The following is a 16,735-nucleotide window of genomic DNA, read 5'->3' as shown; positions in this document are numbered from 1 at the left end:
CCGAAGCAAACCTGAATCTGTGCCTTGTCCTACGCGCTCCACACTCCGGCAATCGGAGTCTGGCAGTGGCGGCACTTGCCTTTCTCGAGAAAGACCGTCACCGACACAAAGCCGTTTCGTTGCACCACAACCTGGCGGCATCTGGGGCAGTAGGTGCTCTCCGCGGGGTGGCCCGGCACGTTGCCGACGTAAGCAAAGCGAAGTCCCTCAGCATCGGCGATGGCCTTGGCGCGTTCGAGAGTGCTGACGGGCGTCGGCGGCAGGTTCTTCAGCAGGTATTCCGGATGGAAGCGCGAAAAGTGAATGGGGACCTCCTGGCCCAACTCCGCCTTGATCCAGCGGGCAAGTCCCCTGATTTCTTCGTCACTATCATTCAGGGTCGGCAGCACCAGTTGCACAACTTCCAGCCAAATGCCTTGTTTGCGTATGGTCACGAGTGTGTCGAGGACGGGCTTCAGCTCGCCGTTAACCACTTCCCTGTAAAACTTCTCCGAAAACCCCTTCAAGTCCACCTTGATGGCATCGACAGAGTGGCACAGTTGCTTCAAGACCTCCTGCTGAACATACCCTCCGGTCACCATCACGCTCTTGAGACCCGCTCGATGTCCCGCCGCAGCCGTATCGAGCATGTATTCACAAAAAACCACCGGCTCGGTGTAGGTGTATGCGATGACCGGACACTTAAACTGTCCAGCCAGGCCGGCAACCTGATCGGGTGGGAGGTAAGTTGCTTGGATCTGCTCCGGCCTGACCTGCGAAATCTGCCAGTTCTGGCACATCTTGCAGTTGACGTTGCAGCCGGCCGTGGCAATCGAGAACGCCGAGCTTCCGGGGAGAAAATGAAAGAACGGCTTCTTCTCGATGGGATCCACGTTGGACGCCGCAACGCGCGAGTGAACCAGCGTGTAGTACGTGCCGCCGCGATTCTCGCGGACGCCGCAGTAGCCGCGTTCACGGTCGTCGATGACGCATTCACGGGGGCAAAGCCTGCATTTGATTTTTTTGAAGGAGAGCTTTTCGTAAAAGCTCGCTTCCACGACAAACTGGGAATCGTTTCCGGCCAGAGGTGGCACCTCGGAGGAAGAGACCCGATACGCCCCTGCGCAAGCGACGGCCAGACATGGGATGGATGCAGCTTTAAGAAAGTCGCGCCGATTCAGCGCGCTCTCATCTGGATACGGATTTTCAGGATTTGCCATCCTTGGATTTTTCAATCTCATATTTCCAACACCTGAATCCGCGCCGGATCACAAGTTCCCAGGCGGTGCCGCGCGTCGGCTGCGGTAGCGATGTAAGTCGGTTCGCGCTTCAGCCGCTGCAAAGGCTCCAGCCCTTTTTCGGCTCTTTTCTGCTCGATGATCTGCCAGCCGATATGGTCCAGCGCCACTGGATCCGTGCCTACGATCAACCCATTGTAAGGCCAGGTCCACTGGGGCATATAGGAAGGCCCTCCTTCATACTGTGCGGTGATGGCGTCGCAAATGGTCAGCCGGACCTTTTGTCTTATCGGAAGAAGCATATTGACATCAGCCACATAGGGGTCCCCGACATTGAGATGGTATTTGTTCGGGTTGTGGATGGCCCCGAACATGTTCTTGAGTGCCCCGGTGATCCCAGTGATCCCATGATCCTTGAGTATCGGCAGGTTGATCACGGCGTCGCATATGCGCGTAAGCGTTGTCGAAACGAGACTTCCGACATTCCCAAAAATCGTTAGCTCCTGCTCGTAACCGGCCGAGTCGTTGCCGAAGCAGCGAATGGCGCGATTCCCTTCGGCGATTCGATAGCCTGCGCTTTCGAGGTCCGCGTTCAGCCGATCCCAGATCACAATATTGCGGATGCCCGCCTGCTGGAGCCGCTCGCAGATGCCCTCCACCAGCTGCCGGTTCGTCGACATCCCTTTGCCGGCCAGACAATTCACCTTCAACCCGACTACTTCTCCGGGACGCACCAACTGCTTCCACGCTTCGACCGGGCTGCCTCGATCGTAGAAACCCTGCAGGGCCCGATCCAGGATCTTCAGAAGGGAATTCTGGTCCGGACCGGAGCTCATTCCCCGGAGCTGCGGGTCGCGTGCGATTACGATTTTTGATTTCCCATCAGGCGGGGAGCCGCCCGGTCCATGCGGCTTGTCGCTATGGTCTAGCCATCCGGCCGCAAGGGCCGAACCAACCAGCAGGCCCGACTTCAGAAAGACGCGTCTCGGCGTCTTTTCGGTCTTTGTAATCATGATTTGTGATTTCTTCCACCCAAGCTCACTGCCGACATTATAACAACAAATCGGTGTCAGCCTACGTCTTCAATTTCCGGATGTTGTGAGGGGATCCACATGACGATGGACGGATAGTTATGCAGGTGATCGATCATCGCCTTGAGTTCGGCATCCCACTGCCGGTCCGCCTCGGCCAAGGCGTCGGCAGCGACAGTATTGCGATTGAAGTTGCTGCTGGGCATGTCCTGCCAGACGAGCAGACCCAGTTTGTCCGCCCAGTAATAGAGCCGCTCAGGTTCGACTTTGACGTGCTTGCGAAGCATGTTGAAGCCCAGTGCCTTGATCTGCTCCAGATCATAGCGGAGCGCCGCATCGGTGGGCGCGGTGTAGAGCCCGTCCGGCCACCAGCCCTGGTCGATCGGAGTGATTGCATATTCCCACAGGCCGTTGAGGTTCAGCCACGCAGCCCGGGTCATGATGGGACGCGGGTACTCGGGCCAGAGATTGCCGGGATTGACTTCTCTGGCCCAGGTCGTGCGTAGCGTCTGGCCGGCCGGCGTCCACTGTTGGCCGGCGGCACCTGAGGTAACGGTAAGAGACAGGATAAGCAGGGGGATTCGCAGGGTTCTCATGACCGCCTTTCGTCCTTTCGACAGAACTGTTCCAGCTGCAAAGACGGAAAGAACAGCAGCGGACAATCTCCTCGTTGTTCAGGCGGCAGGATATCATAGTGCGGATAGATCTCGAGACTGAGGTTGTAGCGGGAACGGAAGAAGTCGCTGAGGCAGGTGAGAAACCCAAGTGAGTGAAAGTCACAGGGTGCGGAGAACTTGAATATCCGCGAATCCACTACGATTATTCCGGATCTCGAAATTCCGCTCCCCTTCCTGCTCTTCGTGATAGGATTGCCGCCTGAACTGACTGGGCCGGCGTGGGCTGAGAGCCGACCTGTTCCGCCCTCAATTCATCTTCGTTCTGGACGCGGCTCTGGTTTCCCACCGGCGGGCAGAACGGGATATGGGAGACAGGCCGCCGCTCAAACCGTAGGCCAGGCTGAAGAGGAACCGGGGATCTGCCATTGTTGTCAGATCAGGAGGAGGCATTGTCATGCGGACACCCAGGCGCAGACAGACGCAAGATCGCAACACGCTTCCTGCCTCGGCAGACCCGGGGCGCTCGTCGCTGCTGGCATCCATTGTGGAATCCTCGGATGACGCCATCATCGGCAAGACGATGGATGGCGTTATTACAAGTTGGAACCGAGCCGCGCAATTGATGTATGGATATACCGCCGGAGAAATGATCGGCCAAAGCATGGCGATCCTGTCACCGCCGGAGCGGGACGGCGAGATCCAGGAGATCCTCCAGCGTATACGCAACGGCCAGCGTGTCGAGCACTACGAGACGCTTCGAAGGCGCAAAAACGGCGCCCTCGTCCATGTCTCCGTCACCGTTTCCCCCATCCGTGACACTGCCGGCCGGCTCATCGGGGTTTCCTCCATTGCCAGGGACATCTCGGAGCGCAAGCGGATCGAGCAACAGGTGCTCGCCACGTCCCAGTACGCTCGCAGCTTGATCGAGGCGAGTCTCGACCCGCTGGTTACGATCAGCCCGGAAGGCAAGATCACCGACGTCAATGAAGCGACCATCAAGGTCACCGGCACGCCGCGCGAGCAACTGATCGGCGCCGATTTCTCCGACTATTTCACCAAACCCGAAAAGGCCCGTGCCGGGTACCGGCGGGTCTTCTCCCAAGGCGCCGTGACCGACTACCCCCTGACCATCCGTCACCGTGATGGCCGGCTGACGGACGTCCTTTACAACGCCTCGCTCTACCGGGATCTCAGCGGCAAGGTGCTGGGGGTGTTCGCCGCCGCGCGAGACGTGACCCAGCAGCGGCAGGCTTCTCAGTACGCCCGCAGCCTGATTGAAGCCAGTCTGGATCCGCTGGTCACCATCAGCCCTGAAGGCAAGATCACTGACGTCAATGAGGCGACGATCAAGGTCACCGGCATGACCCGTGAGCAGCTCATCGGCGCCGACTTCTCGGACTACTTCACAGAGCCGGAGAAGGCCAGAGAAGGATACCGGCAGGTTTTCGAGAAGGGATTCGTCACCGACTATCCCCTGACCATCCGGCACAAGAACGGCCAGTTGGTGGACGTGTTGTACAACGCCTCCGTCTACCGCGATCCCGGCGGCAATGTCCAGGGTGTATTCGCTGCCGCGCGCGATGTGACCGAATCCAAGCGCATGATGCGTGAGTTCGCGGAGACGAAGAACTTCCTCGATAACATTTTAGAGAGTTCCACCAAATACTCTATCATCGGCAAGGACCTCGACCATCGCATCCTCTCGTGGAACCAGGGTGCACGGCTGAACTACGGGTATACCCAGGAAGAGATCATCGGCAAAGACTCCAGCCTGCTGCACGCGCCCGAGGACATCCGGTCCGGGGCCGTCGACCGACTGCTGGCGGAGGCCTACGAAAAGGGGCTCGCGGAGGCCGAGTTCCAGCGGGTTCGCAAGGACGGCTCCCGTTTCGCGGCCAGCGTGGTGATCACGCGCCGCAACGACGCCTCCGGACGTCCGATCGGCTATCTGCTGATGAGCACGGACATCGCCGAGAAAAAACTGGCCGAGGAGAAGCTGCGCTACGCCTCCCAGTATGCGCGGAGTCTGATCGAGGCGAGCCTCGACCCTTTGGTCACCATTTCCGCCGAAGGAAAGATAACCGACGTCAATGAGGCCACGATCAAGGTCACCGGCATGACCCGCGAGCAACTCATCGGCACGGATTTCTCGAACTACTTCACAGAGCCGGAAAAGGCCAGAGAGGGTTACCTCCAGGTCTTTGAGAAGGGATTTGTGACCGACTATCCCCTGACCATCCGGCACAAGGACGGCCGGCTCCTGGACGTGCTCTACAACGCCTCGGTCTACCGGGATCTGAGGGGCAATGTGCTGGGCGTCTTCGCTGCGGCGCGCGACGTCACCGCCCAGCGGCAAGTGGCGCAGTATGCCCGCAGTTTGATCGAGGCCAGCCTCGACCCGCTGGTCACTATCAGTCCGGAGGGAAAAATCACCGACGTCAATGAAGCGACCATCAAGGTGACGGGCATGGCGCGCGAACTCCTCATCGGCACGGACTTCTCCGACTACTTCACCGAACCGGAAAATGCCCGCCGAGGGTATGAACAGGTCTTCTCGAAAGGATTCGTGACCGACTATCCCCTGACCATCCGCCACAAGGAGGGGCGCCTCACGTACGTGCTTTATAACGCCTCAGTCTATCGGGACGCGCGCGGCAATGTTCTCGGTGTTTTCGCGGCGGCGCGCGATGTGACCGCGCAGATGGAAGCCGAGGCGAAAGTCGCCGAGCAGAGGGCGCGCGAAGAACAACGGGCTCGCGAACTGGAGCGACTGGCGGAACTGGAACGATTCCAGAAACTGACCGTCGGGCGCGAACTCAAGATGATCGAACTGAAGAAGGAGATCGCGGAACTGAAAGCCGAGGTCGATCTCCTCCGCAACCCCAAACCGCCGGAGAGGACCGACCTATGAGTTCCGCTTCCAGGCCGATCCCTCCGGCACTGCCGGAGATCGACGCCGAGGACTTCTCGAAGGCTACTTCCATTGTTCAGGAGGATTTCGCCGAGGAGAAGGCGCGGCTCGAGAGGACTCAGCGCGCTGTCTTCAACATTCTCGAGGATTCGGCCCGGGAAAAGGAGCGGCTGGAAGAGACCCATCGTGCCCTCCTCAACATCCTCGAGGATTCTGCAGAAGAAAAAGCGATGGCCGAGGCGACCCAACGAGCGATGCTGAACCTGCTCGAGGACTTCGACGTCGAGCGGTCCAAGGCGGAGGCGGCCAACCGCGAAATGCGCGCCTCGTTCGAATCCCTCCGGCAGGCCAACGAGGCGACCGAGGCGGCGAATCGCGAGATCGAGGCGTTCAGCTACTCCGTGTCCCACGACCTGCGTGCACCGCTGCGGAGCGTCGCCGGCTTCAGCCAGTTGCTGCTGGCGGACTATTCCGAGAAACTCGATGACGAAGGGCAGGATTACCTGCGACGGATTGCGGCCGCGGCCGGACGCATGGGCGGACTTATCGACGATCTGCTCAAACTGTCACAGTTGTCGCGCGCCTCGATGGAACGCGGCCGCGTGAACCTGAGCGGGATCGCGCAAAAGATCCTCGACCGGCTCCGGCTCACCCAGCCCGAAAGGTCGGTGGAAGCCGTGGTGGCCCCAGGCATCACCGTCTTTGGCGACGAGCGCCTGCTGATGGTTGTGCTCGAAAATCTCCTGGATAATGCCTGGAAATTCACCCGGAACCGTGAGGCGGCCAGAATCGAATTCGGAGCCGAACCAAGCAGCGAGGAAATCGCCTGTTTCATCAGGGACAACGGCGCCGGCCTTGATATGACCTATGCCGGCAAATTGTTCCAGCCCTTTCAGCGCCTGCACAAGTTGGACGAATTTCCCGGGACCGGCATCGGACTTGCCACCGTCAAACGAATCATCGAACGCCACGGTGGCCGGGTCTGGATCGAAGGAGCGACGGGTCATGGGACGACGGCGCACTTTGCCATACCCCGGCCGCCGGAGGAGGAGAAATGAAATCCACATTGATTCTGCTCGTCGAAGACAATCCCGATGATGTGAAACTGACGTTGAAGGCGTTTGAGCGCAGCCGGCTTGCCAATGAAGTGCAGGTCGCCTGGGACGGCGTTGAGGCGATCGATTTTCTGTTCGGCACCGGGAAACACGCCGGTCGGGACCTGAACATCATGCCGGAGGTGATCCTTCTCGATCTGAAGATGCCGAGAATGGACGGGCTGGAGGTTCTGAGGCGCATCCGGTCCAATGAGCGCACCAAGCTGCTGCCTGTGGTCGTCCTGACCTCCTCGCTCGAGGATAAGGATCGCGTTGAGAGCTACCGGCTCGGCACCAACAGTTATGTGCGAAAGCCGGTCGACTTCCACCAGTTCGTCGAAGCCGTACAGCAATTAGGTCTTTACTGGATGGTGCTCAATGAACCAGCCTGACGAGCGCCTCTCTGCCAGGGCTATTCCGCTCCGCCTCCTTATCGTCGAGGATTCGGCCGACGACGCGGTGCTTCTGGTCCAGACTTTGAGGCGGGCCGGCTACGTGATCACCCATCAGCGAGTGGATACGCCGGAGGAGATGCGCACTGCCCTGGAACAGGGGCCGTGGGACCTGGTGCTGGCCGACTATTTCATGCCCCGCTTCAGCGGCTTGGCCGCCTTGGACATCCTCAGGGAAAAGGGCCTCGACCTGCCCTTTATCATCGTGTCGGGACGCATTGGAGAAGATGCGGCCGTCGAAGCCATGAAGGCCGGCGCCCACGACTACGTCATGAAAGATCACCCCAAGCGGCTCATCCCGGCGGTGGAGCGCGAACTGCGCGAGGCGCAAGTTCGCCGTGATCGGAACACGGAACGACGGCGCGCCGAGGAGGCGCTGAAAGCCGAGCGCCGGCGGTTCCATGACGTGTTGGAGTTGTTGCCCGCCGGAGTGATGCTGGTGGCGCCGGATTACAGCGTGCTCTTTGCCAACCGCCTCTTCCGGGAACGTTTCGGAGAATTCAACGGAAAACGCTGCTTCGAATTCCTGGCGCGCCGTGACCGGCCGTGCCGGGTGTGCGAAATGAAACAGGTCCAGAAGGCCTCAACACCTCTGGAGTGGGAGGCGACGGGAGTGGACGGTCGCAACTACCACATCTTTCACTTCCCCTTCACCGACTCGGATGGCGCCACGCTCACACTGGCGATGGGCATCGATATCACCGAACGTGAGCGTGCTGAAGCGGAACTCCGCCGCTACCGTGAGCACCTGGAGGAACTGGTCAGGCAACGCACGGAGGAGATCGAAGCCAGAAATGCCCGTCTTGCCGCAGAGATCGCGGAACGCAAGCAAGCCGAAGAGGCCCTCCGCGACCGCGAGAATCAGCTCCGCGCGTTAAACGAGACCTTGGAGCACCGTGTCACTGAGCGTACCGCGGAGGTGCAGGATCAAGCCGAAAAGCTGCGCGCCCTGGCAGCCGATCTCAGCCGTGTCGAACAGCAGGAGCGGAAACGGCTTGCGAAGGTCCTTCACGACCATATTCAGCAGTTGCTGGTGGCGGCCCAGATGCACCTAGGGGCTCTCAAGCTGGAGGCTACCCCAGGTGGGCGGGGGGCTCCTCTCACGCAGGCGATCGAGTCGATCCTCGCGGAAGCCATTGAAGCCTCCCGATCGCTGGCAGTCGAGCTGAGCCCGCCGGTGCTTCACGAGGTGGGTTTGATCGCCGGCCTCGAGTGGCTTGCAGACCATGTGCGGGAGCAGAGCCACTTCCGGGTCGAGGTGGAATCTGACAATGGCACCGAACCGGCCGAAGAGGAGGTCCGCCTGCTGCTGTTTGAGTGCGTGCGAGAATTGCTGCTCAACGCAATCAAGCATTCCGGCCAGTCGCAAGCCGCGGTGACCGTCGAGCACACGCCAGATAAGAGAATCAAGATCACCGTGGCCGACGCCGGCAAAGGCTTTGACCCGTCCCTGCTCAAGGCGCGCAGCAAAAAGACCCCCACCTTTGGCCTCTTCAGCATTCAGCAACGGCTCACTCATCTGGGTGGCTCGGTGCAGATCGAAACTGCGCCGGGGCACGGCGTCCGGGTTACCCTCCTGGCCCCACTCGGCAAGCACAAGGGCACTCAATAAAAGGGAGGTAAGCCCACGTTTGACCGTGTCACGCACGGGCTTGGTCTGATGAAAGAGCATAGTTTCGAGTTCAATAAGTGTTGTGGGCAGAATTCCTGATCACTCCTCCATCTCGTCACGCGAGACCCTGCCACACATGAAGACGGCCATCTCCATGATGTCTTGGCGGCTTGGCGTCCTGGTATCAGCTCTTTGAGCCGCCAGGACGCCAAGACACGAAGACGCCAAGGCCTGCTTGCGAAATGGGTCTTGCTGATAGTTCGCACGTCCTTTGCCTCCCTGCGGCTTGCTTTTCCCAAGGGATTCGCAATAGAGTGGTGCCACGAAATTCAGGATGGGTTGGAGGCTCCAGGCGCCGCCAGACATTTGGAAACGCGGCCCACTCCACGACCTGCAAATAATCCTGGAGGATCATGGCAGCTATCAGATACAGTCGAATCGATCGCAGGACGTTCCTTGGCGCCGCGGTTGCCGGGACAGCAGGCCTGGCTGCAAGTGCAGTGCTTCCCGAGTCTGCCCACGCCAGAGCTGCCGGCAGACGACGGCCCAACATCCTCTTCGTCCTCAGCGATCAGCAGCGATGGGACACCGTCGACTGCTACGGCGCGCCGCTGTTTCCCGGGCTGACTCCCAACCTGGATCAGATGGCACAAAGAGGCGTGCGCCTTCAGCGCGCATTCACGCCGCAGCCGCTGTGCGGACCCGCTCGGTCGATACTACAAACGGGGCGCTGGGCCTCGGAGACAGGCTGCATCCGTAATGACATTCCCCTGGACCCGAACGAAAAGACGCTCGCCCACTGGCTGGGCGACGCGGGCTACCAAACCGCTTACATCGGCAAATGGCACCTGGGCCCGCCGAGCAACGACACGGGGGACGGCAAAGCGAATGCCGTCCCACCCCAGTATCAGGGAGGCTACCAGTACTGGCTCGCATCCAACATTCTGGAGACTTCCTCGCACGCCTATGACGGGTGCATGTTCGACGGCAAGATGCAGCGTGTGGACTTCCCGCCCGGCCGGTACCGCGTTGACTGCCTCACCGATTACGCGATCGAATATCTGCGCACGCGCGGCCGCAGCCAGCCCTTCTTCCTGTTCCTCTCCTATCTCGAGCCGCACCACCAGAACGACCACAAACACTTTGAGGGGCCTCGCGGTTCGCGAGAGCAATTCAAAAACTACCGCGTGCCAGCGGACTTGCTGAACGGCCCCATGCCAGGCGACTGGCGTGAGGAGTTGCCCGATTATCTCGGATGCTGTAACAGCCTGGACTCCAACCTGGGCCGCCTCCTCGACCAATTGAAGCTCATGGGCGTCGCTGACGATACCTTGACTGTCTATACCAGCGATCACGCCTGCCACTTTCGCACTCACGAGGGGGAGTACAAGCGCTCCTGCCATGACAATTCGATCCGCATTCCTCTGATCGTCTCCGGTCCCAACTTCACGGGCGGCAAAACGATTAACGAGCTTGTGAGCCTGATCGACCTGCCGCCGACGATCCTGTCGGCTGCCGGCCTCACAGCCCCGCCAACGATGCGCGGCCGCGCCTTGCAGGACTTGGCGGCCGGTACCACCCACGATTGGCAGCAGGAAGTGTTCGTTCAGATCAGCGGAGCTGGAGTGGGACGGGCGATCCGGACGGCGAACTGGACTTTTGCGGTTGAGCTGCAGAACAGCAATCACAGCCAGGAAGTCCGCGATGTGTATGTGGAAAAGTATCTCTTCGATGTCAAATCGGACGCCGCCCAGCACCATAATCTGGTCTTCGACGCCCGCTATGACAAGGTCAGAACCGACTTGTGCGCCGTGCTGAGGCGCCGGATGGTGTTGGCGGGAGAAAAAGAACCGGAGATCCGCCCCGCTAAGAACGTTTGATATGATGGCTCTGTTTGTCGCAGCCGGCCGGCTGGACGGCACCCGATCCCGATTGGACCGCCAACGAGTGCAGCCAATGTCTACTTCCGATTACGACCGCAGACAGTTCCTGGAAATGATGGGCGCCGCCGCGGCTGCCGGGTTACTTCAGGCGCACACGGCGGGCTCGGCACAACCCAACATCCTGTACATCATGGCGGACGACCATGCCTCGCATGCCATTTCCGCTTATGGCAGCATCATCAACAGGACGCCGAACATCGATCGCATCGCCGGTGGCGGCATGCGGATGACCAACTGCTTTTGCACCAATTCCATCTGCACCCCGAGCCGCGGCGCCATCCTCACCGGGCAATACAGCCACCGGAACGGGATATACACGCTCAACGATCAGGTCGACCCAAAACGCGACAACGTGGCCAAGGAGCTGCAAACAGCCGGTTACCAGACGGGGATGATCGGCAAGTGGCACCTGGGCACCGACCCGGCGGGATTCGACTACTGGAACATCCTGCCCGGCCAGGGCGTGTATTACGATCCTGATTTCATCGCCAAGGACGGCAGAAAGAAGTACAGCGGATACTGTACCGACATCATCGGCGACCTCAGCCTGGAGTTCCTTAAGCAACGTGACAAAAAGAGACCCTTTTTCCTGATGTCGCATCATAAGGCGCCGCACCGCCCGTGGCAGCCAGGTCCGAAGTATGCTCATTTATTCGACGGCCAGACTATCCCCGAACCGGATAATCTGTACGATCACTACGAGGGAAAGCCGAAAAGCGTGGGCGCCGTGACCATGAAGGTCGGCGAGGACATGGACATCAAGACCGACCTGAAAACAGAAAAGCCGGCCGGCCTTGCCGGGGATGCGCTGCGCAAGTGGGCCTATCAGCTCTATATCAAAGATTACCTGCGCTGCATTCGGAGCGTGGATGACAATGTAGGGAGACTGCTCGATTATCTCGATAGCGAGGGTCTGGCAAAAAACACGATCGTCATCTATACCTCCGACCAGGGTTTTTTCCTCGGAGACCATGGATGGTTCGACAAAAGGCTGATGTACGAGGAATCGCTGCGCATGCCGTTCCTGGTGCGTTTCCCTGGCATCATCCGGCCCGGCTCGGTGAGCGATGCTATGGTTCTCAACATTGATTTCGCCGAGACGTTTCTCGACTACGCAGGTCTCAAACCGCCGCCCGAAATGCAGGGACGCAGCTTCCGCACCATCCTCGAAGGACACAGGCCGAGAAACTGGCGCACTTCGATGTACTATCGTTACTGGATGCACAATACCAGTGACCATCACGTGCCGGCGCACTATGGCATCCGCACCAAAAGATGGAAGTTAATTTACTACTACGGCAAGCCGCTGGGCATGAAGGGCGCGAACCCGCCGGACACCGAACCCGATTGGGAGCTGTTCGACATGGAGAAAGATCCGCGCGAGATGCATAACCTTTACCACGACCCCAAGTACTCCGGCATCGTAAAGAAGCTGAAAGCGGAAATGGACAGGCTCCAGAAGCAAGTCGGGGACAGCCCGGCATGAGATCCGTGGCACGCATCGCGGTCATCAGGACAAAGCGGGGTCTCCTAACCCTGCCGGCTGATGCTCTGATTCTGGGTTATGTTGACGCACACAGGACACAAGCCTCGTCCGGCTCGCATTTCTCGCCAGCCTTCTTTGGCCATTCAAAATGGCGATCTCATTTGTACCAGTATAGCCTGAGCTTCTGAATCCCGAAGGCATTTCCTGGAAGATGCAGATGTCTCCCCTGATGGCTTTGGTCTCCATTCATCCGGCGGCCTGGGACCCATTTGCCGTCTGCGAAAACTCCTTCGTCCAGGCTGGCAATGCCGACGACGGCGTCCCCGGAGCGTGGCGCAAAAGTCACGATCAGCCCGGTACCGGCAACGATGAATTCATCCCGGGAAAGCATAATGATCAGGCCGCCGAACCTGGGGGGCTCCGCTTCAGATCGGACGGCATAACTCCAGCTGTACTCATGTGCGAAATTGAACACAAAATCGCCGAGCTGCAGTTGCGTCTTCTGGTTCGCATCATCCAGCAGCACGCCTGCCATGGTTCCTTTCCCCTGATGCTCGAGGATCAACGGGGCCAGTTGACGGAGCACGCCGTACGCGCTTGTAACATGTTGCGTCCGGTCCGCGTCGAGCGACTCGATGGAAAACGGGCTGTACCCCAGCGCGTTATGCTGGGCCACGGCAAAAAAAGCATTCGCCAGTGACTGGCTGTTTTGGGCTTCAGGGATAAAGAGAGGATTCCCGGAACGGTCGAATTTCGCACACCACTCGGAGAAGTTCCTGAAATAGATATCCGGAGCGATGAAATCAATGGCTGGTGCGGCCGCGCGCCATACATCGATAAGATGGGGCAGGGGGCCGGCACTCGGATACTGGCCGGGCTGGTACCCCGGGCGGATGAGAGCCGCGTTCGCATACATCGGCAGGACATACTCCCTCTTCCCCGCCGCGGCGACACTGTTCGCGTATCCGGCGAAATGCCAAGCCATGAAGATCTCTTCCGTGTGGAGACCCTTGCCAAATACATCTTCCCAGGTCCCTGAAGTCTTATAACCGTTTTGCCGCCATATTTCAGAGAATTCGGGAGCCAGATTATTCTTGTTATTCTGGAGGAAAGCCATGAACTCTTCGGGAACCAGGCCGGCATACTCTTCGTTCGCCTTCTGACTGTGATCCCGTGCATCAGGAATCATGCCGATTTCATTTTCCACCTGGGTCATTACCACCGTCTGCTCTCTGGCGTCGGTTCTTTGCAGGTGTTTCGTCAGCGCTGCGAGAGCCCGGCCATCGGCATTCCTGTTTTCTTCACTGAATGGCGTAAGGATTTCCATTGCCTGACCATCTTTGTTGCGGGCTCGCGGAAACCTCTTCCAGTCAGTCTTCACCCAATAGGGCGCATAACACGACATGCTGTTTTTCCAGGTGCCGAACCAAAGGAGGACCAGCTTGAGGTTGTATTTCCTGGCAGATTCAATGGCGCCGTCGACCAGTGAGAAATCGAATTTACCTTCGACTGGCTCCAGGAGTTCCCAATATACCGGCACGAGCACAGCATTGAGATGCATCTACTCCAGCTTGGGCCAAATCGGCCTCAGGTATTCGAGGCTGGATGCACTGGAATTCCCGAGCTCGCCGGCGATCAGGAGGAAAGGCCTATCGTGCACCAGAAGCTGGATTGCGGTACCGTGTTTGATCAGACGGGGAAGGTCGAGGGCGGCGCCTCCGTTCTTCGTCTGAGCCGGGGGCGGCAGGCAGGGCAGACCCAGAACCAGGAGGCACGAACACAGCATGGATTTTGTGAATCGAAGTATGATCATGATTTCACCTCGTTCGCTACATCATAAAATCAAGGATGTCCCAAACGCTCTCCAATGGTGCGAAATTCTACTGCATGCTCAGGTACGGGCAAAGCGCCTGAACATAGATACAAACGATTTTTGATTTTCACCATCTTGGCACCAGCCTTGTTGTCCCTCCTGCAAGCGCAGAATATCATCAAAAACAGAGGAAGAAACGAAGGACGGCACGATAGGCGAAATAAGCTGTCTGACTTGGGCTGCTTTCCCAGGCACGTCCCCATGCATGCGATCCCCGGCTTCCGATATGGGGCTATCTGTTCACTTGCGCCGTCTCTCCAGCCTGTGAGAGCGATCGTTGCTCAAAACGATGCGGCAGCACACTCTCACGCATTGCCATCCCGAGAAGATACAGCGCAATTGCTTCCGGGCACTTGCCTGATTAGTCCGTATACCGGAAAGGTGGTTGGCAATTGGAGCAGTCGATTTGTACTGCATGTCACTTCTATGGTCTGCATATCCGAAGTTGGGGACAACTCAAATGTGCCAGAAAATTCTGGTGGGCAGGGACAAAAATACAGCCATGTGGGATTTTGACAAACCACAGTCTGATTTTTCTTGCAAATGGTCGGAGAAGTCCTGGATAAAGACTTCATCCGGCCGCCTGATGCATGAGGCGATGCCGGATCCGATGAACCGAAAGACGGCATATGGAGGAGAACCGTGACCATCCCAGATAACCCCGTTGATCAGGAGCAGAGCGAATCGCAACATGAGGAATCGGATGAGGCCCTTTCCCGCGGGGTGGACCGCCGGACGTTTATGCTCCTGTCGCTCGCGGCCACAGCGGCCGGCACCCTAGGCATCGATTCGACGCGCGCACAAGGGGCAGGTGCGCCGGCCCAGCAACAGCAGCAGCCACCCGTTCCGCTCGGCAACGGCGAAGCGCCGGCCCTGCAGTTTCAGCCGTACCCCGGCGGCACTGGCGCCATGATGGAGAAGCTCGCTCGGGACCGGGGGCGCGCGGCGTTCGAACGTTCCGTGTTTACGATTGGGCCATGGCGCGGACCGGTTCCCACATCCCCCGACGAGATCGCGTTTCTTCCGGCCTACAGGCTCGCCGCCCTCCTGAAGGAGCGCAAGGTGTCGTCCCTGCAGCTGACCGACATCTATCTCGCCCGTCTGAAGCGCCTGAATCCCGTGCTTCTTTGTGCGGTGACGATCATGGAGGAACAAGCCCGGGCGGAGGCGGCGAAGGCCGACGCTGAGATCAAGGCAGGCAGGTACCGTGGTCCGCTCCACGGCCTTCCGTACGGCTTGAAGGACATCTTCTCGATCAAGGGCGTACCGACGACATGGGGCGCCGCGGACTTCGAAAACCGCATTATCGACGAGGACGCCGAGGTCGCGGTGCGGTTGCGCAGTGCGGGCGCCGTGCTGATCGCGAAGCTCGCGACCGGGCTGTTTGCGCAGAACGACCAGTGGTTCCGGGGACGCACAAACAATCCGTGGAACCCATCGCAGGGATCGAGCGGATCGTCCGCCGGCCCGGCATCGGCGACCGTCGCCGGCTGCGTGGCGTTTTCAATCGGGACCGAGACCCAGGGGTCCATTGTCTCGCCGTCGATTCGTTGCGGAGCGAGCGCACTGCGTCCGACCTTCGGCAGGGTGAGCCGGTTCGGCGCCATGGTGCTCGCGTGGTCCATGGATCGCGTGGGACCGATATGCCGCACGATTGAAGACTGCGCGATGGTCTTCAATGCGATTCACGGCGTGGACGAGAAGGACCCGTCGACCGTCATGATGCCGTTCCGGTTCGATCCCAATATCGCGCTGGCGTCGGTAAGAATCGGCGTGGATCCGGATGCTCCCAAGGAACTTGTGGCCAAGTTGCGCGAACTTGGTGCAAAGCCACGGGAGGTCGGCACCCGGCCGACAGTTGCGGGGATTGGGGGCGGCGCCCTCGGCGCCGAAGGGGCAGCTGCCTTCGATGAATATGTGCAGCGCAAGGCGAAGGAGACCGGCCTGGATCTGGCGAACCTCCCCGAGCCAACGGGCCGGGGCGGCGGCGGGGGGCGCGGCGGCGCTGTGGGGAGCGGCGCTCCGGCGAATCCGATGGCACCGGCCGACTGGAATCCCCGGTTCGTGAACGGCCGCACCACGCGTGCCTTCGAGTATGTGCAGAGTCAGCGGCGGCGCTATATATTGATCAGTAAGTGGGCTGACTACATGAAGGATCTCGATCTGTTCATCGGCAGCCCCCAAGCCGACGTCGGGGCCAACGCTCAGACTGGGCACCCGTGCGTGGTGGTTCCGTACAAATTCGAGGTGCCGCAGCAGGGAGGCCGCCGGGGCGGCCAGGCGCAGCCGCCCCCCGACCTCAAGCCTCAGCCAATCTGTGCCGTGATTGTCGGCAACCTGTTCGCCGACGACGTCATCCTGTCGGTTGCGCATCAGCTGCAGGAGCACACCGATTTGCATCTGAAGCACCCCATGCTGTAAAACCCGATCCCCGGGCGCGCCCTGCGCCGCAAGACGCTCCCCAGCCCGTCGGTCACGGGATCGGACCGACGTAAACTG

10 protein-coding genes and 3 pseudogenes are annotated in these 16,735 nt (G+C 59.6%); 9 read left to right on the top strand and 4 right to left on the bottom strand.

Annotation, left to right across the window (positions count from 1 at the left end; all coding sequences use genetic code 11):
- Positions 1-29 precede the first annotated feature (29 nt).
- Genes amrS through LAP85_07520 form a run of 3 tightly spaced genes read right to left on the bottom strand, consistent with a single transcriptional unit; the run spans position 30 to position 2,844 of the window.
- Positions 30-1,199, bottom strand: a complete 1,170-nt coding sequence (amrS, locus tag LAP85_07530) for an AmmeMemoRadiSam system radical SAM enzyme (GenBank protein MBZ5496236.1) — start codon at positions 1,197-1,199, stop codon at positions 30-32.
- A gap of 17 nt (positions 1,200-1,216) precedes the next feature.
- Positions 1,217-2,230 (bottom strand): DUF362 domain-containing protein, encoded by a 1,014-nt coding sequence (locus LAP85_07525; GenBank protein MBZ5496235.1) that lies wholly within the window; start codon positions 2,228-2,230, stop codon positions 1,217-1,219.
- A 56-nt stretch (positions 2,231-2,286) separates the two neighbouring features.
- Positions 2,287-2,844, bottom strand: coding sequence for a hypothetical protein (locus LAP85_07520; protein ID MBZ5496234.1), 558 nt, complete (start codon positions 2,842-2,844; stop codon positions 2,287-2,289).
- A gap of 475 nt (positions 2,845-3,319) precedes the next feature.
- Between LAP85_07520 and LAP85_07515 the strand changes: the two are divergent.
- The 8 genes and pseudogenes from LAP85_07515 (at position 3,320) to LAP85_07480 (ending at position 12,363) form a co-directional block, all read left to right on the top strand.
- Positions 3,320-3,754, top strand: a pseudogene (locus tag LAP85_07515) (PAS domain S-box protein).
- A pseudogene (locus LAP85_07510) lies at positions 3,743-4,396 on the top strand (PAS domain-containing protein). Before LAP85_07515 ends, LAP85_07510 begins: the two co-directional pseudogenes overlap by 12 nt.
- Before the next feature lie 69 nt (positions 4,397-4,465).
- Positions 4,466-5,776 carry a PAS domain-containing protein gene (locus LAP85_07505; protein ID MBZ5496233.1) on the top strand — a complete coding sequence of 437 codons (1,311 nt, stop codon included), beginning with the start codon at positions 4,466-4,468 and terminating at the stop codon, positions 5,774-5,776.
- Complete coding sequence (locus LAP85_07500) at positions 5,773-6,834, top strand: hypothetical protein (protein ID MBZ5496232.1); 1,062 nt, start codon at positions 5,773-5,775, stop codon at positions 6,832-6,834. The genes LAP85_07505 and LAP85_07500 overlap by 4 nt, the downstream gene beginning before the upstream one ends.
- Entirely contained in the window at positions 6,831-7,262 is a 432-nt protein-coding gene (locus tag LAP85_07495) for a response regulator (protein ID MBZ5496231.1), read from the top strand. Before LAP85_07500 ends, LAP85_07495 begins: the two co-directional genes overlap by 4 nt.
- Positions 7,249-8,934, top strand: coding sequence for a response regulator (locus LAP85_07490; protein MBZ5496230.1), 1,686 nt, complete (start codon positions 7,249-7,251; stop codon positions 8,932-8,934). Before LAP85_07495 ends, LAP85_07490 begins: the two co-directional genes overlap by 14 nt.
- Before the next feature lie 413 nt (positions 8,935-9,347).
- Entirely contained in the window at positions 9,348-10,814 is a 1,467-nt protein-coding gene (locus tag LAP85_07485) for a sulfatase-like hydrolase/transferase (GenBank protein MBZ5496229.1), read from the top strand.
- A gap of 118 nt (positions 10,815-10,932) precedes the next feature.
- A complete protein-coding gene (locus LAP85_07480; protein ID MBZ5496228.1) occupies positions 10,933-12,363 on the top strand; it encodes a sulfatase in 1,431 nt (476 codons plus the stop codon).
- 157 nt (positions 12,364-12,520) lie between these two features.
- Here LAP85_07480 and LAP85_07475 read toward each other — a convergent pair.
- Positions 12,521-14,149 (bottom strand): annotated as a pseudogene (locus tag LAP85_07475) (DUF5597 domain-containing protein).
- A 729-nt stretch (positions 14,150-14,878) separates the two neighbouring features.
- On the opposite strand from LAP85_07475, the gene LAP85_07470 reads away from it, so the two are divergent.
- Positions 14,879-16,657, top strand: a complete 1,779-nt coding sequence (locus LAP85_07470) for an amidase (GenBank protein MBZ5496227.1) — start codon at positions 14,879-14,881, stop codon at positions 16,655-16,657.
- Positions 16,658-16,735 lie beyond the last annotated feature (78 nt).

Source organism: Terriglobia bacterium, from assembly GCA_020072565.1.
GTDB lineage: Bacteria > Acidobacteriota > UBA6911 > UBA6911 > UBA6911 > JAFNAG01.
Note: the sequence above shows the minus strand (reverse complement) of the source record. Positions and strands in the feature narration are given on the sequence as shown.

Excerpts from the sequence above, each read along its gene's own strand:
- LAP85_07480 (MBZ5496228.1), top strand. The coding sequence starts at position 10,933 with ATGGGCGCCGCCGCGGCTGCCGGGTTACTTCAGGCGCACACGGCGGGC.
- LAP85_07505 (MBZ5496233.1), top strand. The coding sequence starts at position 4,466 with ATGATGCGTGAGTTCGCGGAGACGAAGAACTTCCTCGATAACATTTTA.
- LAP85_07495 (MBZ5496231.1), top strand. The coding sequence starts at position 6,831 with ATGAAATCCACATTGATTCTGCTCGTCGAAGACAATCCCGATGATGTG.
- amrS (MBZ5496236.1), bottom strand. The coding sequence starts at position 1,199 with ATGGCAAATCCTGAAAATCCGTATCCAGATGAGAGCGCGCTGAATCGG.
- LAP85_07500 (MBZ5496232.1), top strand. The coding sequence starts at position 5,773 with ATGAGTTCCGCTTCCAGGCCGATCCCTCCGGCACTGCCGGAGATCGAC.
- LAP85_07485 (MBZ5496229.1), top strand. The coding sequence starts at position 9,348 with ATGGCAGCTATCAGATACAGTCGAATCGATCGCAGGACGTTCCTTGGC.
- LAP85_07520 (MBZ5496234.1), bottom strand. The coding sequence starts at position 2,844 with ATGAGAACCCTGCGAATCCCCCTGCTTATCCTGTCTCTTACCGTTACC.
- LAP85_07525 (MBZ5496235.1), bottom strand. The coding sequence starts at position 2,230 with ATGATTACAAAGACCGAAAAGACGCCGAGACGCGTCTTTCTGAAGTCG.
- LAP85_07490 (MBZ5496230.1), top strand. The coding sequence starts at position 7,249 with ATGAACCAGCCTGACGAGCGCCTCTCTGCCAGGGCTATTCCGCTCCGC.